14 protein-coding genes are annotated in these 22,378 nt (G+C 40.4%); 9 read left to right on the forward strand and 5 right to left on the reverse strand.

What is annotated here, in order from left to right:
• The first annotated feature begins 778 nt into the window (after positions 1-778).
• Complete coding sequence (locus B3I52_RS04260; protein ID WP_293299200.1) at positions 779-1,528, forward strand: hypothetical protein; 750 nt, start codon at positions 779-781, stop codon at positions 1,526-1,528.
• A gap of 101 nt (positions 1,529-1,629) precedes the next feature.
• Here B3I52_RS04260 and B3I52_RS04265 read toward each other — a convergent pair whose 3' ends face one another.
• From B3I52_RS04265 to B3I52_RS04280, 4 genes are all read right to left on the reverse strand, one after another.
• A complete protein-coding gene (locus B3I52_RS04265; protein WP_293299202.1) occupies positions 1,630-3,816 on the reverse strand; it encodes an Ig-like domain-containing protein in 2,187 nt (728 codons plus the stop codon).
• Positions 3,817-4,326: 510 nt separating this feature from the next.
• Positions 4,327-10,098, reverse strand: a complete 5,772-nt coding sequence (locus tag B3I52_RS04270) for a choice-of-anchor Q domain-containing protein (protein WP_293299204.1) — start codon at positions 10,096-10,098, stop codon at positions 4,327-4,329.
• Between the two features lie 285 nt (positions 10,099-10,383).
• Complete coding sequence (locus tag B3I52_RS04275; RefSeq protein ID WP_293299206.1) at positions 10,384-11,016, reverse strand: response regulator; 633 nt, start codon at positions 11,014-11,016, stop codon at positions 10,384-10,386.
• A 252-nt stretch (positions 11,017-11,268) separates the two neighbouring features.
• Positions 11,269-13,014: a tetratricopeptide repeat-containing sensor histidine kinase gene (locus tag B3I52_RS04280; RefSeq protein ID WP_293299207.1), complete on the reverse strand. Its 1,746-nt coding sequence runs from the start codon at positions 13,012-13,014 to the stop codon at positions 11,269-11,271.
• A gap of 434 nt (positions 13,015-13,448) precedes the next feature.
• Between B3I52_RS04280 and B3I52_RS04285 the strand changes: the two genes are divergently transcribed.
• The 8 genes from B3I52_RS04285 (at position 13,449) to B3I52_RS04320 (ending at position 18,838) form a co-directional block, all read left to right on the forward strand.
• A complete protein-coding gene (locus B3I52_RS04285) occupies positions 13,449-14,072 on the forward strand; it encodes a Crp/Fnr family transcriptional regulator (RefSeq protein WP_293299209.1) in 624 nt (207 codons plus the stop codon).
• A gap of 59 nt (positions 14,073-14,131) precedes the next feature.
• Entirely contained in the window at positions 14,132-14,932 is an 801-nt protein-coding gene (locus B3I52_RS04290) for a sulfite exporter TauE/SafE family protein (protein WP_293299211.1), read from the forward strand.
• Between the two features lie 82 nt (positions 14,933-15,014).
• Complete coding sequence (locus B3I52_RS04295) at positions 15,015-16,424, forward strand: MBL fold metallo-hydrolase (protein ID WP_293299212.1); 1,410 nt, start codon at positions 15,015-15,017, stop codon at positions 16,422-16,424.
• 24 nt (positions 16,425-16,448) lie between these two features.
• Positions 16,449-17,099, forward strand: coding sequence for a methyltransferase domain-containing protein (locus B3I52_RS04300; protein WP_293299213.1), 651 nt, complete (start codon positions 16,449-16,451; stop codon positions 17,097-17,099).
• Complete coding sequence (locus B3I52_RS04305) at positions 17,083-17,316, forward strand: hypothetical protein (protein WP_293299214.1); 234 nt, start codon at positions 17,083-17,085, stop codon at positions 17,314-17,316. Before B3I52_RS04300 ends, B3I52_RS04305 begins: the two co-directional genes overlap by 17 nt.
• 83 nt (positions 17,317-17,399) lie before the next feature.
• Positions 17,400-17,693, forward strand: coding sequence for a thioredoxin (trxA, locus tag B3I52_RS04310; protein ID WP_293299215.1), 294 nt, complete (start codon positions 17,400-17,402; stop codon positions 17,691-17,693).
• Between the two features lie 82 nt (positions 17,694-17,775).
• A complete protein-coding gene (locus B3I52_RS04315) occupies positions 17,776-18,339 on the forward strand; it encodes a YeeE/YedE family protein (RefSeq protein WP_293299216.1) in 564 nt (187 codons plus the stop codon).
• Positions 18,340-18,349: 10 nt separating this feature from the next.
• Positions 18,350-18,838, forward strand: coding sequence for a DUF6691 family protein (locus B3I52_RS04320; RefSeq protein ID WP_293299217.1), 489 nt, complete (start codon positions 18,350-18,352; stop codon positions 18,836-18,838).
• A gap of 288 nt (positions 18,839-19,126) precedes the next feature.
• Here the strand turns inward: B3I52_RS04320 and B3I52_RS04325 are convergent.
• A partial coding sequence (locus tag B3I52_RS04325) for an autotransporter-associated beta strand repeat-containing protein (protein ID WP_293299218.1) occupies positions 19,127-22,378 on the reverse strand: 3,252 nt, incomplete at its 5' end.

A 22,378-nucleotide genomic window follows, 5' to 3' on the forward strand; every position in this document is an offset into this window, starting at 1 on the left:
AAAAGCGAAAAAATGGAGTGCCTATGCCCGGCATAGCTTGTACCGCTATCGGTAAGGGCAGGAAAGATTGCGTGCTGGCGTTGTATGCTGATTATCAGGGCGTAACACCCAAAATTCACGTTAGTAGTAGAAAATAGCTGTGGTTTAAATAAAAAACGAGTTGTTCTAACTTTAAAACATTTTATTAACCCGAACTCACGTTAAGTTAAGAATGTTTAGCCCATTGGCGGGGACGCCAACGTCCGCAAAAGAAACTAAAGTAACTACCCGTAGTACATTATCAATAAATAATTGATATACAAATATTTGTACATGAAGTTTAAATCCTCCCCCTACCCCCTCCAAGAGGGGGATATGCAAATCGTATAGTTATACGCCATGTGTCCCCCTTTGGAGGGGGCAAGGGGGAGGAGAACTAACTAAATCAATAATGCAAACGGGTGTAACTGTAATAAATTACAAGGCTTTAACCTTTAACGAGATAATAAATTCAGCAAGAGGAAATGCCCATCTGCCCTTGCCTCCTATACTTGGAGCAAGCGCTGAATTTATTTCAAGGTCTGTTAGCTAGATTTTAAGCCCTATGATTTACAGTAGTTACATACTAGCTATACACTGGCTACACACTAGCTATCTGCTAGTTGAACGGACTTGAACGGAGTTGAACAGACTTGAAGGGAGTTTAACAGAGTTGTAGATAGTTGTAGGGAGATTTTAATAAAAACACTTATATTTGATATTCAACCAGTTACATAAACCAAATATAAATGTTTTTACCATGAGAAACAAGATTTCTGCCAAACCTTACGGTTTATCGGCTAGTTCGAAACTTGCAGGCGTTTATTTTAAACAAGCTAATGTTTTTGCCTCTTCTATTTACGGAGGCTTTATTGGTTTTGAACCACGTTTTGCTGCTAGAGAAACTTACCAGCGGTTATTGCGGCTACTTGTTAAGCTATACCACAGCGATACACCGCATTACGGAAAGGAAAAGCGCTTATGCCGTGGAGATGTGGCTCTGTTAAAAAAATGGCGTATCCAAAAAGGTGTTGATTGGCACAGTAGTTATGGTCTAGTTATTGGTTTGGATACAGTTATCAATGGTGAAGGACTTGATGTAACGTTGCGTTTGAATGCCAACGGTTGGTTTTGTGGTAAAGAGGCTTTGAAAGGTATTGCGCCTTACTATTATGTGTTTTTGATTAATGAGGATACTCGCCATGTTGAAGTGCAGGCTACGGATTACCTAGAATTCCATATTACGAGAACTTATGGGGATTTTTTATCTGCGTTTAAATTTAGGCCTGTTGACAAGGGCATTGTAATGGTAATTGCTGTAGTTAGGCCTATATTAATGACTAAAGGCGATAAGAGGGTTTATATTTCGGAAAACAAACATTATTTTAAAGCAGCAGTAATTTATAGCATAGGCATATTTGAAGGACAACTCCATTCTTATGTTGCTAAAACTGCCAATAATGAACCAGCGGTTAGTGCCAGGGCTAAGGTAGCTTGGCAAAGCAGTTAGTTTTGCATGATCTATTCAAATAGATAAAATTTAAGCCATAATCACTTCACAAAAATGGCCAGCCCTAAGGCCAGCCATTTTAAATATACTGTAGTTTGGTATTATAATTTCATCACTTTTACCGCTTCTTCTTTAGTCAATCCTACTAGTTTTACGATGTACAGTCCTTTGGCATAGCTGTGCATAGCTATTACTGCTGTACTTTGGCCTGCACTTAATGCCAGCTGTGCAAGTACACGGCCATCTAGTCCATATAACACTAGTTTTTGATAACTGCCCGCAGCAAAGTTAACAGTAAGCTGCTGCTGTACGGGGTTAGGGTAAATGCTTACGCCTGTTACGGACAAACTGAAGCTCAAGGCTTTCTCTGCCAATATGGTAGCGACACCATTGTTATCTAGCTGTAATAAGCGGTAATAGTTATTGCCGTTTAAAGGTTGCTGATCTACATACTGGTAAGCATTAACGGTATTACTGTTGCCTTTTCCTGTTACATTTCCTATTTTAACAAAGTTCTTATCATCGCCACTGCGATAAATCTCAAAGCCTTTATTGTTTTGCTCGCTGGCGGTTTGCCATTGCAGCTTGGCTATCTTATTTTCGGTTGTAGCCTCAAAGCGGATTAAGTTAACCGGTAAAGTGGTATTTATCGTAAAACTATTGGTATTGCTACTTGCACTCTCATTGCCCGCAGCATCGGTAGCGGTAACACGAACGTTATGTGAACCATTAGCTAAAGCAGTTGAGATAGCATAAGTCCAATTTCCAGACCCAGTGGCTGTAGTGGTGCCAACATTGCTGCCATCTACAATAATGGTAACCGTGCTGTTTGCTTCTGCGGTGCCAGAAATAGCTGGCTTGTTATTGGCAGAGGTGCTTCCATTTGATGGTGTTGATACTACAGGAGCGGAAGGGGCTTGGGTATCTATCACAAAAGTATTAGTATTACTACTACTAGTATTGCCCAAAGCATCGGTAGCGGTAGCACGAACGGTATGTGAACCATCAGCTAAAGCAGTTGAGATAGCATAAGTCCAACTTCCAGATCCATTGGCTGTAGCGGTGCCAACATTGCCGCCATCTACAATAATTGTAACCGTGCTGTTTGCTTCTGCGGTACCAGAAATAGCTGGCTTGTTATTGGCATAGGTACTTCCGTTTGATGGACTTGAAACTACCGGAGCGGAAGGGGCGGTTCTATCAATGGTATAAGTTTCGCCATTAAACGGTAATGTTGTAGATATGCCCGGTGAAATACCTGTAGCATTGGCAAAGTTTAATCTAAGTGTTCCGCTACCACTACCTGTGTTTACGGTAACCGTACGGGTTGTACCCGAACCACTTATACCTGAAACAGCAACTCCCGAAATACTGCCTGTGGTAGTTATGGAGAAATTACTTGTAGTAACGTTTGTAACTGACGCTCCAAAAGTAACGACATAGGATACATTAGCTTGTAATGTTGGGTTTGCACTTGCTCTTGTAATTGAAGTAATGGTAGTTGTAGGAGCAGATAACGAAGGTGTTGGATAGCCTGATGGGGTTATACCTAAATCATTAGTTGCATGATGAGCCCAGTTTGCCGGAGTATTAATAGCTGTAGATAAAGCTGCTGGTGTACCCGTAAGTGTACCGGTATATTTACTATTAGCAATTTCAGGGCCTGGGGCCGGAAATAATGAAACACAGTTAACCCCATTAGTTAAACCTGTTGGCAATGCACTTTCGTTACCACCACTTGCCCCGGTTGTACCGTTCCATGCAGTATTCCATGTAGTCGCAGGATCATAATCCGTTGAATTATAATCGGCATGCACACCTGCAATAAATGTAGGTGATGCCGGTTCGGCACCCGTAGATGATTGGTAGGCCAACATCTGGTCGCCTCCGGAAAGGTTAAAATTCACCCCCTGTGCAAATGTAATTGAGGTGCCTGTTGTGCCTGTAACTGTAAATACATCAGCTGTAGCTGTTTCTACAATCGATACTATAGTACCTGCAGGTGTAAAAGCAGGAACTGTCCACAATAAATGTGTCTCTGTACTACCTGTTACCCAGGTTGTACCGCCCCATCCTTTCTCGGTAAAATAAATCTTAGTATTTTGTGCTATGTCTTTTAAGGTAATAAAAGAGAAACCATCCTGTGTAGCAGGCGCCCCTCCGGTTTGAAAGCCTATAAAGGCTATATCACCAGGCGCAAGGGTAGTTTGGGCTTTTACATAAAGTGTTGTTAATTGCAAAAGCAAAGCTAATGCAGTGGCCTTAAAAAGTTTGTAAAAATGTTTCATAAATTTTGTGGGTGTAAAGATTGAAGAGTGTATTTGAGCGCAAAAATAATAAAATCAATCACTTTACAACTTTTAGATGTTAAATAATTGGGCAATTGCATAAAACCGCTATCTAGCGGTGTGTTGCATACAGCTTTTTGTTTTATAAAAAAGCACCCAAAAAAGCCCCTTTACATTTCACATATAAAGAGGCTAGAGAGCGCAAAGCATGGAGCGTAGCTTTAGCAGATGGTGTTTATTTTCTTTTTTGCAGCAGCTTGTATTTTAAATTTATTTCGAACGAGCCACTGCTTTCGCTTGCCAACATGGCAGTAGCAGCACATATTTATTACTACCCGTTTGCATTATCGATTTAATTAGCTATCCTCCCCCCACCCCCTCCAAAGGGGGACACACGGTGCTTAAGCATTTTCATATCCCCCTCTCCGAGGGGCAGGGGAAGATTTAAACTTAACATACAAACATTTGTATATCAATTATTTATTGAGAATACACTACGGGTTATATTTATTATTGTTTAATTACTTTTTTCACGATGCTTTCCCTTGTCCCCATTAGCCTAATAAAATACACTCCAGTTGGATAATCCGACAAATCTATTTCCAGTTCACTTTGTTGCTGCTTTAATGGAATAGATTTTAGCACTCTTCCATCTACACTAGTTAACGTAAAACCAGTGTATTTTGCGGCTTTAAAATTTACCATCACCTTGTTTTTTGTTGGGTTAGGATATAAGTTAAAAGCTAAGGCCGAAAGACTAAAGTCTAAAGAACGAACGCCCAGTTCGGTGGCTTTGCCATTGTTATCTACTTGTACCAACTTGTAATAATTGTTACCGTTTAATGGTTGCTGATCTACATAGTGGTAAGCATTAACGGTATTGCTGTTGCCCTTTCCTGTTATATCCGCTATTTTAACAAATTGCTTATCATCGCCACTGCGGTAAATTTCAAAGCCTTTATTGTTTTGCTCGCTGGCAGTTTGCCATTGCAGCTTGGCATAACTAGCTGCTATTTGTGCGGTGTAATTGAACAGTTCTACGGGCAGTGCCGGATCTATAATCTGTAAGGTTTGTACTTCTTCTTTTGGTTCGTACGCGGCATCACCTGCTTGTACTGCCGTTATTTCCACTGTTCCTGCTCCTTTAATTTTCACCTTCCAGGCACCATTATCTTCGTAAACTTGTGCAATAGCTGGATCGCTACTTACAAAGGTTACCGGCAAGCCGGTGCTGGCCGTAGCGCTAATTACAAAATCGGCACTACTAATGGTTTTATCGGCTAAGGCTGCAAAGTTGATGGTCTGTGGAAGTAATCCCTGATACTCGTAGGCGCCCATGTCTATTGCACCACCATTCGCAAAATTGTAAGCCCTAAGCTTACCAGCAAAGTCCGCTGTAGTTGCAGAAAGATCTGTATAGTGGGCGTTATTACCCTTGTTGATTGCTGGACTGGTTGCTTGCAATTGAAAATCACCGGTGATAAATGGTGCGGTAGCGTGTGCAGGCATGGTTACAAACTTCGGATCTACATCTAAGTTATTGCCGCCATTAACCCCAGTTGTTGACAGCCAATTACCGCTACCACGACTACCTTGTACAATACTGTTATAGTACTTAGCACCAACGGTAGTGTATTCCGCACTCACTCCGGTATTATTGCCATAAATGATACTGTTATAAAAGAAAGGCACTGTTGTTGATGGGGACTGGATATGTAATGCGCCTCCCATATTAGCAGTATTAGCTTTGTTACCGCTAATGGTTACGTTTGTAAAAACTGCCGATGATGCACCATTCACGTAAATACCTCCACCAGCATAGCCCGCACTATTTCCGCTCATAATTACATTTTGAAATGTTGGTGATGTAGAATTAATATAAACTGCCGATCCGCTTAAGGCTGAGTTGCCATTAATTATGGTATTACTAATACTTGGTTTAGCACCTCCAGTAATACCTATACCGCCTCCTACATTTTGGGCTGTATTGGCTGTTATTGTTAAATTAGAAAGTATTGGCGAAGAAGCGTCTGTTAAAATTCCTCCATGGTTTTTAGACATTATCAATTTAGTGCTTACGGTTATAGTTTGTTCGTTGCCTCCCCCTGCATTACCGTCCTTAATAGTAAAACCGTTAAGGGTTGCTGTGCCAACATCACCTACAGAAAGCACTACGTGATACGCATTGTCTGCATTGTCGCCAATTACACCAATATCGCCACTTAAAATAGATCTGTGTGCCCATGTAGTGGTATCTCGCTCGGCGGTATTACTTTCTGTACCAGCAAAGCCTCCATATATTTTGATGTCTTTTGCCAATAAGAAAGCGTTATTCCTACCGTCAGCAACGCCAAATTTATTATCTGCCGGGCTATACATTGGGTGATAGGTACCCGCAGCTACCCAAATTTGCTTAATACCAGGTGTTGTTCTCACAGTCTTCAGTGCATCGGCCAGTTCACCAAGAGCATTTGTCCAACTTGAGCCATTGCCAGTTGCTCCTTTTTTAACAAAAAGTACATTATCTGCACTAGCACCCACCGCCGACTGGTATTCGAAAGCGCCCAAGTCTATACGGCCATTTTGCGCATAGTCATAAACTCGTAGCTGCCCATTCAAGTCTTTAGTAGTGGCAGAAAGCCCGGCGTAATAACTATTGTTTCCAGCGTTAATAGCGGGGCTAGATGCTTGTAAATTGTAATTACCGCCGGTAAAAGGTGCCGTATTAAAGTTTGGCGCAGTAACAAATCTAGGATCGGCATCGAGGTTATTACCACCATTGGTACCTAAGGCGTTAACCCAACTAGCTCCGTTAAAGCTACCTTCTATAATCGAATTATAAAATGCTGGCGTACTTGATGCGTTAAAAACGCCAGTACTGTTGCCAAATACAATACTATTATACAACTTAGGGTTTGAAGCATCATTGTAAAGCGCACCGCCATTAGCGTTTGCCCAATTGCCACTCAAGGTCACGTTAACTAATGTGGCTGGAGAATTTTGTTTGTTATATATACCGCCACCATTACCTTCGGCCTTATTGCCGCGTAACAGTACATTGGTAAGCTCTGGTGAAGAACCATTCGCGTTATAAATACCGCCACCATCTACATTGGCTTTATTACCGCCAAGCACTACATTGGTAAGTTTAGGAGCAGACGAATTTAAATTATAAATACCCCCTCCACTGGCTAGCGCAGTATTACTTTGTATAGTTACATTGCTTAAAATGGGCGAAGACGAATTTAAGTTGTACATACCTGCGCCATTGCTTGCGATATTATTGTTCACCGTAACATTGGTTAAGGTAGGCGACGAATAGTTAGTCTGGTACATTCCACCGCCATTACTGGCAGCAGTATTGTCGCTAATAGTTAAGTTAGCAAATGTAGGTGAAGATGAATGCAGATAAATACCTCCTGCAACGTCCCTAGAGAATTGATTAGCATTAATCGTGATATCACCTGCTCCATTAGCGTTCCCTCCGGTAATGGTAAAGCCATCAAGTGTGGCTGTGCCTAAATTGCCAGAAACTACTATCACATGATAAACATTATCTGTACTATTGCCACCTACACCAATATCTCCACTCAAAATAGTTCTGTTAGCCGCATTACGTCCTTCAATGCTAGTTTCACTACCGCTAAAACCACCATAAACCTTCACATTGTTCAATAATGCAAAAGCGTTGTCTCTACCAGCATCTTTGCCAAAGTTATTATCTGCTGGGCTATATTTCGGATAATGAGTACCTGTTTTTACCCATATCTGCTTAATGTTGTTTTGGGTTTTAGCTATTTTTAATGCATTAGCTAATTCTCTGATAGCTGTTGACCAAGTTGTCCCATTTTCGATATACTCAAAAGTACCATTATTTACAAAAAGTACCCCATTTGCATTGGGCTCTATTTTGGCAACCTTAATATCTTTGTTGGCACCTAATGAACCTGTAGCGCCCGGAGCAGGTAAAGTTAACACCACGTTATTGCCCAAACGATCTTTAATTGTTCCGCCATTTAATAAAAGCGAATTGGCATCAAAATAGTCTAAATCGTCTGTATAATCGCCCAATTGCACGGTATAATCAAAGCGCATGCTAGATGTACCCGAACCACTAACATAATTAATATTGCGATAGGTAGAGCCTAGCTTTAGAGTAAGTTGTGGGGTACCCGTTATCGTAACGTTTTCCGAAAAATCAACCCAAATAAACACATTATCGCCTATTCTATAACTCCTATTTTGATTACTAGAAGTTACGCTAAGTACTTTAGCAAGTTCGCCGTTAACCACAATAGCTTTGTTATGACCCAGCGAATTAGCTGCCCCCGCAGTTGGCAACGTTAATGTGGCCACATTGCCAGCGGCGTCTTTGATGGTACCGCCGTTTAATCGTAGTGCATTGTGATCGAAATAATCTAAATCGGCACTGCTGTCGCCCACTTGTACGGTATATTTAAAAGTTAAGGTGGAAGTACCCGAGCCCGATGAATAATCTACTACACGATTGACAGCGCCTGTTCTTAAAGTAAGTTGTGGTGTATTGGTTACGGTAACATTTTCTGAAAAATTTACTTGAATGGTAATTTCGTCGCCTAGTTTATAGGTCTTATTTTCGTCGGGAGAAGTTACAGAGCTTACCGTTGGCACGGTGCCATCTATTGTAATGTTTTTAAGGTTCCCTAAAGAGTTTGTTTGCCCTGGTGTTGGTAAAGTTAATAGAGCGTCGTTTCCGGCACCGTCTCTTATGGTAGCGCCATTTAGCGCCAGTGCAGTAGTAGATGCATAGTCTAAACGTGTAGCAATATCACCAGCCTGCACCGTATAGTTAAATGTAAGCACGCTGGTACCCGAACCAGAACTGTAAGAAATTGCTCGGTTTACCGACCCAATTTTTAAGGTAATTTGTGGTGATCCAATTACCGAAACATTTTTAGAGAAATTTACTTGAATACCTATTACGTCCCCAAGTTTATAGGTACCATTATCTTTTGAAGAGGTAACACTTGCTACTGTTGGCCCAGCCCCATCTACTGAGATGTTTCTAAGGTCCCCTAAAGAGTTCGTTGCGCCTGGGCTTGGCAAAGTTAGCACGGCATCGTTACCTATAACATCTTTTATTGTTCCTCCATTTAATGTTAATGCATTGGCAGAAGCGTAATCTAGGCGGCTAGACACATCGCCGGCTTGCACCGTGTAATTAAAAAAGAGAATATAAAGGTCTTGGCCAACATAATCTATCTTACGGGTTGTGCTCCCTATTTGCAATGCTAACTGGGGAGTTCCTGTGATCACTAACTTTTCCGAAAACTCTACTCTTACGGTAATCACCTCGCCCACTTTATGAGCACGTTCTGCGTTGCGTGAAGTAACCAAGTTTACCGTTGGTGCAAGTGCATCAATAGCAATGTTGCTACTTTTTAATGACTCTCTCCAATCTACCGGAGGCAATAATTCCAGGTCATTAGCTCCCCTATCCTTAATGCTGCCACCGTTTAAGGCTATAGCCGATGTGGATGCATAATTTAGCTGATAGGTCATATCGCCAGTTTGAACCGTATATTTAAAAGTGAGCTTTGTAGTACCGCTGCCAGAAACATAGGTAGCATCACGATCTGTAGTTCCGGTTTCGAGTGTCAAAGTTGGTACCCCTGTTACCGTTACTTTTTCCGATAGATTTAAGTCTATCATAATCTCTTCGCCAGCAACGTATGTTTTATTATTAACACTTGATGATGTAACGGAGTTTACTTTTGGGGCAATAAGGTCTGTAATATTATCTAACTTCACATTATCAAATAAAACAATCATTTGCCCATCGGTGGTTTCTAAGATGAAAGAAGTAATTTGCTTAAAGTTTGGATCATTAGCAGGACTCGTCATTTTGATTACTCCACCGTCTCCGGCTGCCATAGTAACGATACCACCTTTACTAGTTGTAATCCTAAAGGTCTTATTTCCCGTATAATTTTTGATATCCATCGAATTAAAATCAAATGGCGACTCGTCATACATAGAGAAGGTAACCTTGCTCGTATAACCACCTAGAGCAGTACCAACATACGCACCACCAGCAAATGACAAATTTCTTGAAACATGCTGTTTATTACCTACTGAAACCGTTTTTAAAACATAATCTCCATTATAGTGTCTCATTTCGTAATCCCAGTCACTACTACCACCTTCAAAATCGAAAGTAACAGAATTAGCTTGACCATAAGAACTTGGTGCTAAAACCACAGTAAATAACATGAGGTACAGCATAAAGTAAAGTTTCTTCATTTCTTAATTATTCAAAGATTGGCGAATTAATAAACTGGCAATGGGGTAATAGCACATCTTGAAATTATATTTCTCGAAAAAATGTTATAGCCCAAACCGCTTTTATCACACAAAAAAAGAGTAAAACTAGCTTTTACACAATGGCTAATTATAGCTATTAGGCATTGGGGGCTTGAGTTATAAAACGATTAACCAAGCCTAGCCAACGGGCTATATCTAGTTAACTGCCCCTATATTTTAACGGCAATAACTTGATCTAAAAAGATTAAAAAATAGGCCTCATGATTAATCAGTTAGCTTTTCCTGAATTGCAATACGAACCGCCTCGGTAGCACTGTTCACATGTAGTTTATCGTAGATTTTTTTAATGTGATTACACACCGTGAAGTAAGAGATGTTACTCTTATTGGCGATCATCTTGTAGCTATGCCCAGCTACCAATAATTTGAGAATACCTTGTTCTCTTAGGCTAAGGTTATAGGAAGCGGTAATGGGTTTTTCCCTGAAAAATTGCAACACTTTAATAGCTACAGCACCGGTCATGGGGGCGCCACCAAGCAACGCTTCGCGTAGTTGTTCTAGTAATTTATCGGGAGGTGTTTTTTTTAGCAAATAGCCATTTGCACCGGCTTTAATGGCCTCGAAAATATTTTCATTATCATCGAACACGGTTTGCATGATAACAGGCAAATCGGGGAATACTTCTTTAATCTGGCGAGTACCACTTATGCCATCGCCTTGTGGCATGTCAATATCCATCAGCACCATATCTGGCTGGATTTCTTTCACCTTTGCTACGGCATTAGCAGCACTAACAAAAGTACCTACGCAAGTCATGTCCTCGCACATGTTAATCAACATGGAAAGGCTATCTCTTCTGGTCTGGTCGTCATCAAATATAACTATGCGCTTTTTCATCGAGGTAATTTTTTATAAATCGACTGCCTTTGTTAAGAATCTATTTAAAAATGGATAAATATTTTACATGGCGTTTTCCGATAAAATCGGAACAAGTTCAAGGACGCCAAACGTTGCCCCACCTGCAGAGGACGGCGTCCCCGCCGTTCATACATCTTTATTTAACCAAAATTTAAACAGTTTCTAAATTAAAAAAACAATTGCAACAGCGCACAAATTTATAGCTATGTTGCCGCATTACAATAGCCAATATTAGCTACTAAGCACTAGTCTTATTCTGGTTCCACGCTGTGTTTCGGTAGAAATATGGAGTGTTGCACCAATAGCTTTAGCCCTATGGCGCATATTGGCTATACCGTTACCATCATGTGCTTTATCTAGCTCAAAACCGTTTCCGTTATCCACTATATCCATCTCAAAACACCCCTCCCTATTACTCTTTAAAGAGATATTTATTTGTTTACAATTACTGTACTTCACGGCATTATTAATTGCTTCTTTATAAATTAAATACAGGTTTTTCCTTACCTCCATGGTTAGGGGCAAAGCAATTATCTTTGCATCTGTATCAAATTCAAATTTTATACCGGCATACTCGGTAATATCGGCGCCAAAAGCACGCATTCTGGCCACTACCTGCTCCATCGAATCCATTTTTGGATTAACACTCCAAATAATATCGCTGATGTTTTCTTGTATATTTTGAGCATTTGCTTTAATTTTTTCTAGCACGGCCCTATTATCTTCATCAGCAGATTTCATTAATAGTGAATGTGTATAGAGAGAAATACTGCTCAGCGTACTGCCAATGTCATCATGCATATCGGCACTTAAACCTTGTCTCAATTCCATAATTCTATTAAGCTCTTCAATTTTCTTTTTATCAGCTTTAATTCTGTTACGATACCTTCTTACCACTAAATAAAACACCACAGCTATTATAAAGAGAGCTATTAGCGCAAAAATTCTAGTTTCCGTTATACGCTTATAGTTTTCTAGCTTAGTTGCCTCGTCGGCAATGCGCTCCAAATCGGTTCTTTGCTGCGCCCGCATTACCAGCAAGCCATTAAATATCGAATCGTTTCTAACTATGGCCTTTATAGTAGAATCTCTAAATGCCAAAGCCTTTGAGTAGTCTCCCAAGGCTTGATAATACCTACTTTTTACAGGAAAAAATTTCTCTAAACGTTCTACCTGTCCACTTTTAGCAATGTAAGTTCTTGTTTCGTCTAACAATTTTGATGCTTGGGCATAAGCACGTTCTTTTATAAGCACATCCGATAACGGAATTGAAGACCCTGCCGCTAAACCAAAATCTTCATTTTTTAATGCCTCCTTTAAATCGACTTTAAAAAGAGGCTTAGCCTTTTCATAATCTTTTCTTAAATAATAAATGTAACCGATATTTCCCAGCGCAATAGTTTGATAAATTGGAGCCATTTTGTTTAGCTTAGCTTCCGTAACTGCTTGCTGGAAGTAATTCTTTGCAGTGTCTAACTGGTGTAGCTCTATATAGCACAAGCCAAGCGTATTATAAATATACCATTTATTGCTAGCGTTTACCAAGCCAATCTCACCAATCTTTATAGCCGATTTGTAATCTTTAAACTTATAGAAAGCGGTAACAATTTCACCGCAGTAATCTGCATAATCTGTAATTACCTTATCATCATAAAGCCGAAGTAACTTTTCTAATTTGAGGTAAACGTCAAATGCTTTTTCGTAATTGTTTAATCCAATAAAATAATGGTATCCGATGGTACGATATGCTCTAGCCTGAACATTTGGAAACTCCCGATACTTAACCCCTACCTCGTTAACAAACTTTTCAAGTTCTTCAAAAGATCTTTGGTCTATCCCTATCCCTATTTTTAACACCTCAAGAAAAGCAATCGCTTCTAAATCATTTTGCTCTTTGTAGATATTCGTTAAAAATTGTTCAATTTGTTTTCTTTTATCGAGATTATAATTATACTCCAAAAGCAAGGAATCTTGCATAAGCCCCTTTTGGCGTGGGTTATTCCATTGTGCCTGTGTTTGAAACACAAAACAACAACAGCAAAAGAAAAGCAGCAACTTAAGTTTCAATGGCGGCAAGTAATAAGGCGAAGTTAACATTTTGCTTTAAATTCTTGCACCCGTAGTGCAGTATTGATTCGTTGTCCTCCCCCTACCCCCTCCATAGGGGGGCACATGGCGTATAACTATGCGATTTGCATATCCTCCTTTTGGAGAGTTTATCCCGACTATTTGGGAGGGCAGGGAAGGATTTAAACTAATACGCAAATAATTTTATATCAGTTATTTATTGTTATATTGATAATACACCACGGGTATTCTTGCGTATTTTCTATCCCGACAACGAAATAACAAGCTATGCAAAACGGAAACAGAAAGCAACTGATGGCCAAGAGTTTTACTACCTTTGTAAAATGCACGACTTACAACAAATCACTGAATTTAGCACCTCGCCAGAGCTGGTAAAAAAGCTGTATGAATTTAGCATTAAAAAAAACTATGAAGCTGGCACGCTCATTCTTAATGAAAATTCGCATATACGCTCCATTCCTATTGTTACCAAAGGCACTTTAAAAGTAATTCGTACAGAAGAAGATGGCAGAGAGATCTTGTTGTACTACATTAAGGCTGGCGAAAGCTGTATCATGTCTTTTTTGGGTGGCTTGCATAACGAAACCAGCAAAGTAAAAGCAGAAGTAGAAGAAGATGCAGAAATTCTTTTTTTACCGATAGAGAAAGTTTCCATGTTTATTAAGGAATATCCACAATGGCTAGATTACATTTTTCGCTTATACCATAAAAGGTTTGAAGAGCTTTTAACCATTGTAAATGCCATTGCCTTTAAAAAAGTAGATGAGCGGCTGCTAGATTTACTCCAAAAGAAAAAAGAGCTTACCAACAGTTCTACCTTAAACATTACCCACGAACAATTGGCAAACGAGCTAGGAACTGCCCGAGTGGTGGTTTCGAGGCTATTAAAACAATTAGAAGAAAATGGCATGGTGAAGCTGGGCAGAAATAAAATAACGCTTATGTAACCAAAGTTGCTGTATAAACATCGCAATTGATAGACCTTTGTGCTATCAATTAAAGCAAAATGGATACAACAATAGGCTATTTAGCCTCAATTTTTATTGGCATATCTCTAGGTCTCATTGGCGGTGGCGGCAGTATCCTTACCGTTCCCGTACTAGTCTATTTATTTCGTATAGATGCCATGCTAGCTACCGTATATTCGCTTTTTATTGTTGGTTTTACCAGTACTGTAGGGGCTTTCTCCTCATTCAAAAAAGGATGGGTTAACCTCAAAACGGCCCTTATTTTTGGACTACCCTCTGTTATTGCCGTTTTCCTTACCAGAAGGTATTTGGTGCCGGCCATTCCGCAAAAAATTTTAACTATTGGTCGTTTCACCATTGATAAAAGCATCTTACTGCTATTGCTCTTTGCCGTGCTCATGATTTTTGCCTCGGTAAGCATGATTCGAAAAAAAGACCTTACCGAAGCCGCTTCTGAGCAGAAACTATCCATACCTTACCACAAAATGTTAGCTCAAGGCGCATTGGTAGGCATAATTACTGGTTTAGTAGGCGCAGGCGGAGGTTTCTTAATTATTCCTGTCTTGGTAAACCTCTTAAAATTACCCATGAAAACCGCCGTGGGCACCTCGCTACTCATTATTTCGCTTAACTCGTTAATGGGCTTTCTATTTTCGCTAGATGGCACAGCTATTCAATGGCAGTTTTTAAGCGCCATTACCGCTATGGCCATACTTGGTGTGCTCATAGGCACTTATTTTTCAACAAAAATTAAGGCCACACAACTAAAGCCCGCATTTGGTTGGTTTGTACTCGTTATGGGCATTTACATCATCTTAAAAGAAACATTGCTAGCCTAATTAGCGCTTATGTAACCAATGTAACTGTAGGCGAGAAAACTATTGTGCAACTTTGCCTTATCATTAATTAAAATATCATAAAATGACCGTAGAACAAATATATACAGGATGTTTGGCACAAGGTGCTTACTACATTACATCAAAAGGCGAAGCCGCCATTATTGATCCGCTACGTGAAACACAACCTTACTTAGCCCGTTTTGAAAAAGATGCTGTAAAGCTTAAATACATTTTCGAAACACATTTTCATGCCGATTTTGTGAGTGGTCATATAGATTTGAGCAAAAAAACCAATGCCCCTATTGTGTATGGGCCTACGGCAGCTCCCGAGTTTGAGGCTATTATAGCAACCGACCAACAAGTTTTTGAAATTGGCGATGTAAAAATTAAAATTCTACACACCCCAGGACACACCTTAGAAAGCGCTTGCTACTTGTTAATTGACGAAAATGGCAAAGAAACGGCGCTATTTAGTGGCGACACACTCTTTTTAGGCGATGTAGGTCGCCCAGATTTAGCGCAAAAAGCAGCCAACATGAGCCAAGAAGATTTGGCAGGCATGCTTTACGAAAGTTTGTACAACAAAATTTTACCATTGGCAAACGACATTACCGTTTACCCGGCACACGGTGCAGGCTCTGCTTGCGGTAAAAACATGATGAAAGAAACTGTGGACACCTTAGGCAATCAGAAAAAAACAAACTACGCTTTAAACCAAAGCAGTAAAGCTAATTTTATTGCAGCCGTTATTGATGGTTTGTTACCTCCGCCAGCCTATTTTGGCATGAACGTGGCCATGAACAAAAAAGGATACAACAGTTACGACCAAGTCTTGGCAACGGGCCTAACAGCGCTTAGCCCAACAGCATTTGAAACAGCTGCCCAAAACACAGGCGCCCTAATTTTAGATACGAGAAGTGCTGCCGAATTTGCACAAGGATTTATCCCTAAGGCCATAAACATAGGCTTAAATGGCGATTTTGCACCTTGGGTGGGCGCCATGGTGATGGATGTAAAACAAGCCATTTTATTGGTTACCGAACCTGGAAAAGAAGAAGAAGCCATTACCCGTTTAAGCCGAGTTGGTTTCGATCATATTTTAGGGTACTTAGAGGGAGGTTTCCAGACCTGGCTAACCGAAGCGAAAGAAATTGACACCGTAAATCGAATTACGGCAGAGCAATTTGCCAACGAAGTAAAAATTGGCGAACATACCGTAATTGATGTGCGCAAAGAAAGTGAATATGCCGCCTCACATGTTGACGATGCTTACAGTAAACCTTTGGCCTATATTAACCAGTGGATAAACGACATCGACCCAGCAACGCATTTTTACCTACACTGTGCGGGCGGTTACCGCAGTATGATTGCCGCCAGCATTTTACAGGCAAGAGGCTATAGAAATTTTAGTGAAATAACGGGGGGCTTTAATGCCATTGCAAATACAGCGGTACCTAAAACCGATTTTGTTTGTCAAAGTAAAGTGCTTTAATTGCCTTAAATTTGAAGGCATTACATGAAAAAGGAACAACAAAACAGTGCTGATTGTGCATTGCAAAACGAAGTATTACTAGACCAAAACTATTGGGACCAACGTTGGCAAAGCAGGCAAACCGCTTGGGATATTGGAATGGCCGCACCAGCAATTACCCAGTATATGCAGCAATACCCCAACAAAAATGCAGCAATACTTATTCCGGGCTGTGGCAATGCTTACGAAGCAGAATGGTTACTTAAAAACGGTTTTACCAACATTACTTTAATTGATATTGCACCTAAAGCGGTAGAAGTGTTAAAAGCAAAATTTGCAGGCCATCCCGAAGTAAAGGTACTATTGGCCGATTTTTTTGAGCACCAAGGACAATACGATTTAATGATTGAACAAACCTTTTTTTGTGCCATTGCTCCCGCTAAAAGAAAAGCATATGCAAAAAAAGCAAGCACTTTGCTTAAAGCAAAAGGCAAAATAATTGGGTTGCTATTTAATAAGGATTTTAACCAGCCACACCCGCCTTTTGGAGGTAACATTAGCGAGTATAGCGCAGTATTTGAACCATATTTTAGCTTAAAAACAATGCACCCCTGCACTAACAGTATTACGCCTAGGGCGGGTACAGAAGTATTTATTAACTTGATAAAAATTAAGAGAGATGAACAATTATTTTAGCAATTGGAACGCCATGAGATTAATACGCCTAGCCTTGGGTATAGTTGTTGCGGTACAAGGCTTTATAGCAAAAGACTGGGCATTAGTGGCTCTTGGTGGATTTTTTGCAGCAATGCCCTTATTAAACATTGGCTGTTGTAGTACGGGCAATTGTCGCGTTAGCACAAAAGAAAATACTAAAAAAACACAAGATATTAGTTACGAGGAAGTACGTTAAAACACTTCTTGAAGTGCTAAAAAAGAACAACCAAAGGTTAAACATCGTTAACTTTAACCTAATTTTTTTAATTTCAATATCCTATGACCTTTCAAGAGATTATTAACCAAGATAAACCAGTATTGGTAGATTTTTTTGCCACCTGGTGTGGGCCATGCAAAATGATGTCGCCCATTTTAGACGATTTGAAAAAAAAGGTAGGCGAAACTGCCAGCATCATTAAAATTGATGTCGATAAAAACCCGCAAGCAGCATCGGCCTATCAAGTGCAAGGCGTACCTACCCTTATTTTATTTAAAAAAGGAAAAATGTTATGGCGCCAATCGGGCGTAGTGGTAGGCAGCGAACTAGAAAAATTAATTAATAGCAACAAATAACCTATTTGAACCTCAAATAAGTGTTTAAATGGGTGTTAGCTCCCACTTACAATATTTTCAAACAATTTCAAATAATTAATAAATGATAGATTTTTTAAAACAACCTTGGCCGTGGTATGTAGCAGGCCCATTAATAGGTTTAACCGTTCCAATCCTGTTAATTATTGGCAACAAAACATTTGGCATTAGCTCGTCGTTAAGGCATATCTGCGCTTCGTGCCTCCCCGCAAATATTTCATTCTTTAAATACGATTGGAAAAAAGAAGCTTGGAATTTATTTTTTGTACTAGGTATTTTTTTAGGTGGCTTTATTGCGGTTAACCTGCTAGCTAATGAGCAGCCTGTAGCCATTAACCCTAACTTGGCTAAAGAACTGGCCGGTTATGGCATCACCAATTTCAATAACCTTGTGCCACAAGATATTTTTAATTGGTCGGCTGTATTTACCTTAAAAGGTTTCTTATTAATGGTTGTTGGCGGCTTTCTAGTTGGCTTTGGTACGCGTTACGCAGGCGGCTGTACCAGCGGACACGCCATTATGGGCCTCTCTAATTTACAATGGCCTTCGCTAGTGGCTACCATTTGCTTTATGGTAGGTGGCTTTATCATGGCAAACCTTATTTTACCGCTTATTCTTTCCCTTTAAAACATTTATTATGCAACAAAATACAGATTTAGAAATACGCTCTTTAGACGCCATATGCGTAAATGAAAGCAGCCTACAGCACAAATGGTATCATCAATTAAAATATCTTGTAGTGGGTATTTTATTTGGTGTGGTGTTTGTAAAGGCCGAAGTAGTGAGCTGGTTTCGCATACAGGAAATGTTTCGCTTACAATCGTTCCACATGTACGGCATTATTGGCAGTGCGGTAATTGTAGGTGCGATTTCCGTATTCCTTATTAAAAAATTTAACATCAAGACCATCTATGGCGAACCCATTAAAATATCGCCCAAAACATTTAACAAAGGGCAAATTTACGGCGGTTTAATCTTTGGCTTTGGCTGGGCCATTACAGGTGCTTGCCCAGGGCCATTATTTGCACAAATAGGCACTGGCGCTACCGTTATTGCCGTTACGTTTTTAAGTGCCATTGCAGGCACTTGGGTATATGGCTACTTTAGGGGCCGATTGCCACATTAAACAACGGCCGTTAAAACACAGTTGACTTCAAAACTGCTGCTTACCTCGCAACTTATTATTGTTTTAGCGAGCTAAGCAGCAGTCTTAAAATGGGTATTATCTCTGTTAACCACTTATTGAGTTAAAAAGTAATATTTACCTCAATACGTGTCCCGATTATGGGATGCACAGAACCATTAAAACTTTGTCAACTTTCTATACTGTTTGCTAGAAAGTTGACAAAGTTATAGCAACCTATATCGTGGTATGGTGAGAACACCCAACACAAGTATTATCTACAGCAAAACCTTATTGCTTAATCACTTTTAGTACAGCTGTTTTTACACCTAACAATTTAACAAAATAGATGCCCGGAGGATAATTACTAAAACTAATTTGTTTGTTGGCCTCTTGTTTGTTTAACGGTAATTGCTGCAATATTTTGCCATCTACGCTGCTCAAAACCAAACGCTGGTATTTGCCCGCCTCAAAGGCAACCGTAACTTTAGCAGTAGTTGGGTTGGGGTATAGGTTTAAGCTATATGGTGTAAAGTTAAAAGCTACTATTCTCACGCCCAACTCTTCAGTTTTACCATCACGATCTACCTGTACCAATTTGTAGTAGTTGTTTCCATTTAGCGGCTGCTTGTCGGTAAACGAATAAGCTCCTACTCCTTTGGCAGCAACATTGCCTACCTGCACAAATTGCTGATCATCACCACTACGGTAAATCTCAAAGCCTCTGTTATTTTGTTCACTGGCGGTTTGCCATTGTAATTTGGCATAATTGCCATCGGCCTTTGCCGTAAAAGCAACAAGGGTAACCGGCAACGGGTTTTGGTAACTTAATACCATATCGTTGCCCGTACCGCCAATATACGATACCATTAGCAATTTACCATTGCCTGCCGCAGTAAGCGTTGCACCTTCAGCCAAACCACTAAATGTTCCAGTTATTGCACCTGAACCTGTTTTGTTGATAATGGTATAAGCATCGGTATTACCTGGTGTATAACTATGCGTTGCCACAAGCGTAGCACCCGTAACATTTACGTCGCCTGATACTTCTACCTGATCGTAACCTGTACCAGCCGCTGTGCCGTTAATTTCTACGGCTAAGGTACTACCACTCGCCATCGTTAAATTACCATTAATGGTCAACTTACCTGGGCTATTGCCTGGCGCCAATGTACCTCCATTATTAACGGTAACGGTATTGCTCGAAGCAGCTGCAAAAACACTACCAGTACCCGCTAATGTTGCACCACTAGCTACGGTTAGTCCAGAAGTATTTGCCAAACTACCATTTACATTCAATGTACCTGCAAACACTGTTGTACTACCAGAATAAGTATTGGTACCCGATAAAGTTAATATACCGGCACCTGTTTTAGTTAATGAACCACTGCCACTAACATTTCCTGAAAGTGTAATCCTATTGTCGTTACTGACAATAGGATTGCTAGACAAAGTGATATTATGATTAAGAGCAACATTAGCTCCTGTAATTCGAAAAACATTACCCGCACCGTTGATTATGATTGCGCCAGAGCCAATATTAGATGAATTATTAATACTAATTATGCCATTACCTATGGTGGTGGTGCCCGTGTAGGTATTTGTGCCACTTAAGGTGATAGATGAGTTGGCACCAATACCAGCATTTAAGGTGAGGTTACGACTACCTCCAGTTTCAGAAATAACCCCACTTAAGGTAATACTTGTATTAGCGAAATTGCCATTTATAATAGTCGCATCACCACCTAATTGGATATTATTTGATAATGTTCCTCCAGTAATGGAGGCAAAACCAAGCTGAGTTCCGCTGGCTAGGCTAATAAGCCCCGAGCCTAATGCAGAAGTAGAATTGAAAGCGGCAACCATACCTCCGTTAATGTTTAAACCACCAGAGAAGTTATTGGCATCATACAAAAAAAGAGCACCAGTCGACAATTTAGTAAGTGCTCCAGTGCCGCTCACTATACCTCTTACCTCAAGTGTTCCTGTAGTGTAAAAAGTCCCCCCTCCTGCGCCAAGCACAATTGCATTGTCTATAGCCATAGTACCTGCCGCTAAGGTACCACCATTAAGTGTTAACGTACCCGAAGAAAGTTGGTCGTCCTTGGTTATTTGCAAAGTACCCGCATTTACGGTAATACCACCAGACATATTGGCCTCGTTACTTACACTACCTAAGGACAAAGTACCTGTTCCTGCTTTTACTAAAGAACCAGCACCTCCCAAAGTGGCATTTAAAGCAGTTGTACCTGTAGTATTGGTCCAAGTCAACGTTGTACCACCACCCAAGCTTATGGTAGAACTTCCATTTATAATTAAACCCGATGCAGCATCAGCGTTAATGGTTAAACTCTCGTTAATAGACAAACTACCACTTAATGAAACCGTGGCACTAGCAAAAGCGCTCGAAAAAACCAATATCTGACTGCCCGTAGCATCAGCAGCTGCTATGGCCACTGCCTCGCTAAAGCTTACCCCATCACTTACATCAATAGTTGGCGTGTCGCTTGTATTGGTAATATAAATCGTATCCGAGGTTACCGTCACATTTGCTGTAGTATTTAACACTCCATCACTAAAAGTAAAACCGATAGTGGCATTGCCGGCTGGAGTATCATTCCTATACGTTATACGTTGCAGCACATTATTTACCAAAGCCTTAGTTGCCATAGTACCTGAACTTGTAAAGGTTATAGTAAGTACGCCACCAGTATTGGTAAATGTGGCAAAGGTTAGCCCATTTCTTTGCAAGTTTGCTCCACTTACGGCAAACAATGCGCCGCTAGTGTTAAAGCCAAAAATATCGCTATCTAAGGCCGTATTGCTACGCTGTACAGTTATAGATGCACCTGCGTAATTTCCATTGCCTCCGTTAAGGGCATCAAGCTCTGCATCGCTAATGGTGGCATTGCCAACTGCGTCTAAAACAACTGTATTGGCTACACCTGCCCAAGTAATATAATCATTGTTGAGGTTGGTAAATTTTGGGGCGGTGCTAATCACTATATTTTTATTTGCCCCCAAAGAATTTGCAGCCCCAGGGCTTGGCAAAGTTAAGGTTGCATTATTGCCAGCGCCATCTTTTATCGTTCCACTATTTAAAGCTAATGCCGAAGTAGAAGTATAATCAAGGTCACTGCTCGTATCACCAGCCTGTACAATATACGTAAAGGTTAAGGTAGAAGTACCCGAACCAGATGCATAGTTAACAACCCTATCGGTAGTGCCTGTTTCTAAAGTAAGCTGTGGCGTACCTGTTACTGTAACATTCTCCGAAAAGTTAACCTGGATACTAATCACATCACCGGCTTTGTAAGTACCGTTAGCTGTTGAAGAAGTTACAGACGAAACCGTTGGCACAACACCATCAATCACAAGCGCCTTATTCGCTCTTAATGAACCCGCTGCTCCTGGTGCTGCCAAAGTTAAAGTTGCATTATTGCCAGCCGCATCTTTTATCGTTCCACTATTTAAGGCTAATGCCGAAGTAGAAGTGTAATCAAGGTCACTGCTCGTATCACCAGCCTGTACCGTATAGCTAAA

The sequence above is a fragment of the Pedobacter sp. UBA4863 genome, from assembly GCF_002399615.1.
Taxonomy (GTDB): domain Bacteria; phylum Bacteroidota; class Bacteroidia; order Sphingobacteriales; family Sphingobacteriaceae; genus Pedobacter.

What these genes read in the sequence shown, in the direction of transcription:
- B3I52_RS04260 (WP_293299200.1), top strand. Translation starts at nt 779, where the DNA reads ATGAGAAACAAGATTTCTGCCAAACCTTACGGTTTATCGGCTAGTTCG.
- B3I52_RS04265 (WP_293299202.1), bottom strand. Translation starts at nt 3,816, where the DNA reads ATGAAACATTTTTACAAACTTTTTAAGGCCACTGCATTAGCTTTGCTT.
- B3I52_RS04270 (WP_293299204.1), bottom strand. Translation starts at nt 10,098, where the DNA reads ATGAAGAAACTTTACTTTATGCTGTACCTCATGTTATTTACTGTGGTT.
- B3I52_RS04275 (WP_293299206.1), bottom strand. Translation starts at nt 11,016, where the DNA reads ATGAAAAAGCGCATAGTTATATTTGATGACGACCAGACCAGAAGAGAT.
- B3I52_RS04280 (WP_293299207.1), bottom strand. Translation starts at nt 13,014, where the DNA reads ATGCAAGATTCCTTGCTTTTGGAGTATAATTATAATCTCGATAAAAGA.
- B3I52_RS04285 (WP_293299209.1), top strand. Translation starts at nt 13,449, where the DNA reads ATGCACGACTTACAACAAATCACTGAATTTAGCACCTCGCCAGAGCTG.
- B3I52_RS04290 (WP_293299211.1), top strand. Translation starts at nt 14,132, where the DNA reads ATGGATACAACAATAGGCTATTTAGCCTCAATTTTTATTGGCATATCT.
- B3I52_RS04295 (WP_293299212.1), top strand. Translation starts at nt 15,015, where the DNA reads ATGACCGTAGAACAAATATATACAGGATGTTTGGCACAAGGTGCTTAC.
- B3I52_RS04300 (WP_293299213.1), top strand. Translation starts at nt 16,449, where the DNA reads ATGAAAAAGGAACAACAAAACAGTGCTGATTGTGCATTGCAAAACGAA.
- B3I52_RS04305 (WP_293299214.1), top strand. Translation starts at nt 17,083, where the DNA reads ATGAACAATTATTTTAGCAATTGGAACGCCATGAGATTAATACGCCTA.
- trxA (WP_293299215.1), top strand. Translation starts at nt 17,400, where the DNA reads ATGACCTTTCAAGAGATTATTAACCAAGATAAACCAGTATTGGTAGAT.
- B3I52_RS04315 (WP_293299216.1), top strand. Translation starts at nt 17,776, where the DNA reads ATGATAGATTTTTTAAAACAACCTTGGCCGTGGTATGTAGCAGGCCCA.
- B3I52_RS04320 (WP_293299217.1), top strand. Translation starts at nt 18,350, where the DNA reads ATGCAACAAAATACAGATTTAGAAATACGCTCTTTAGACGCCATATGC.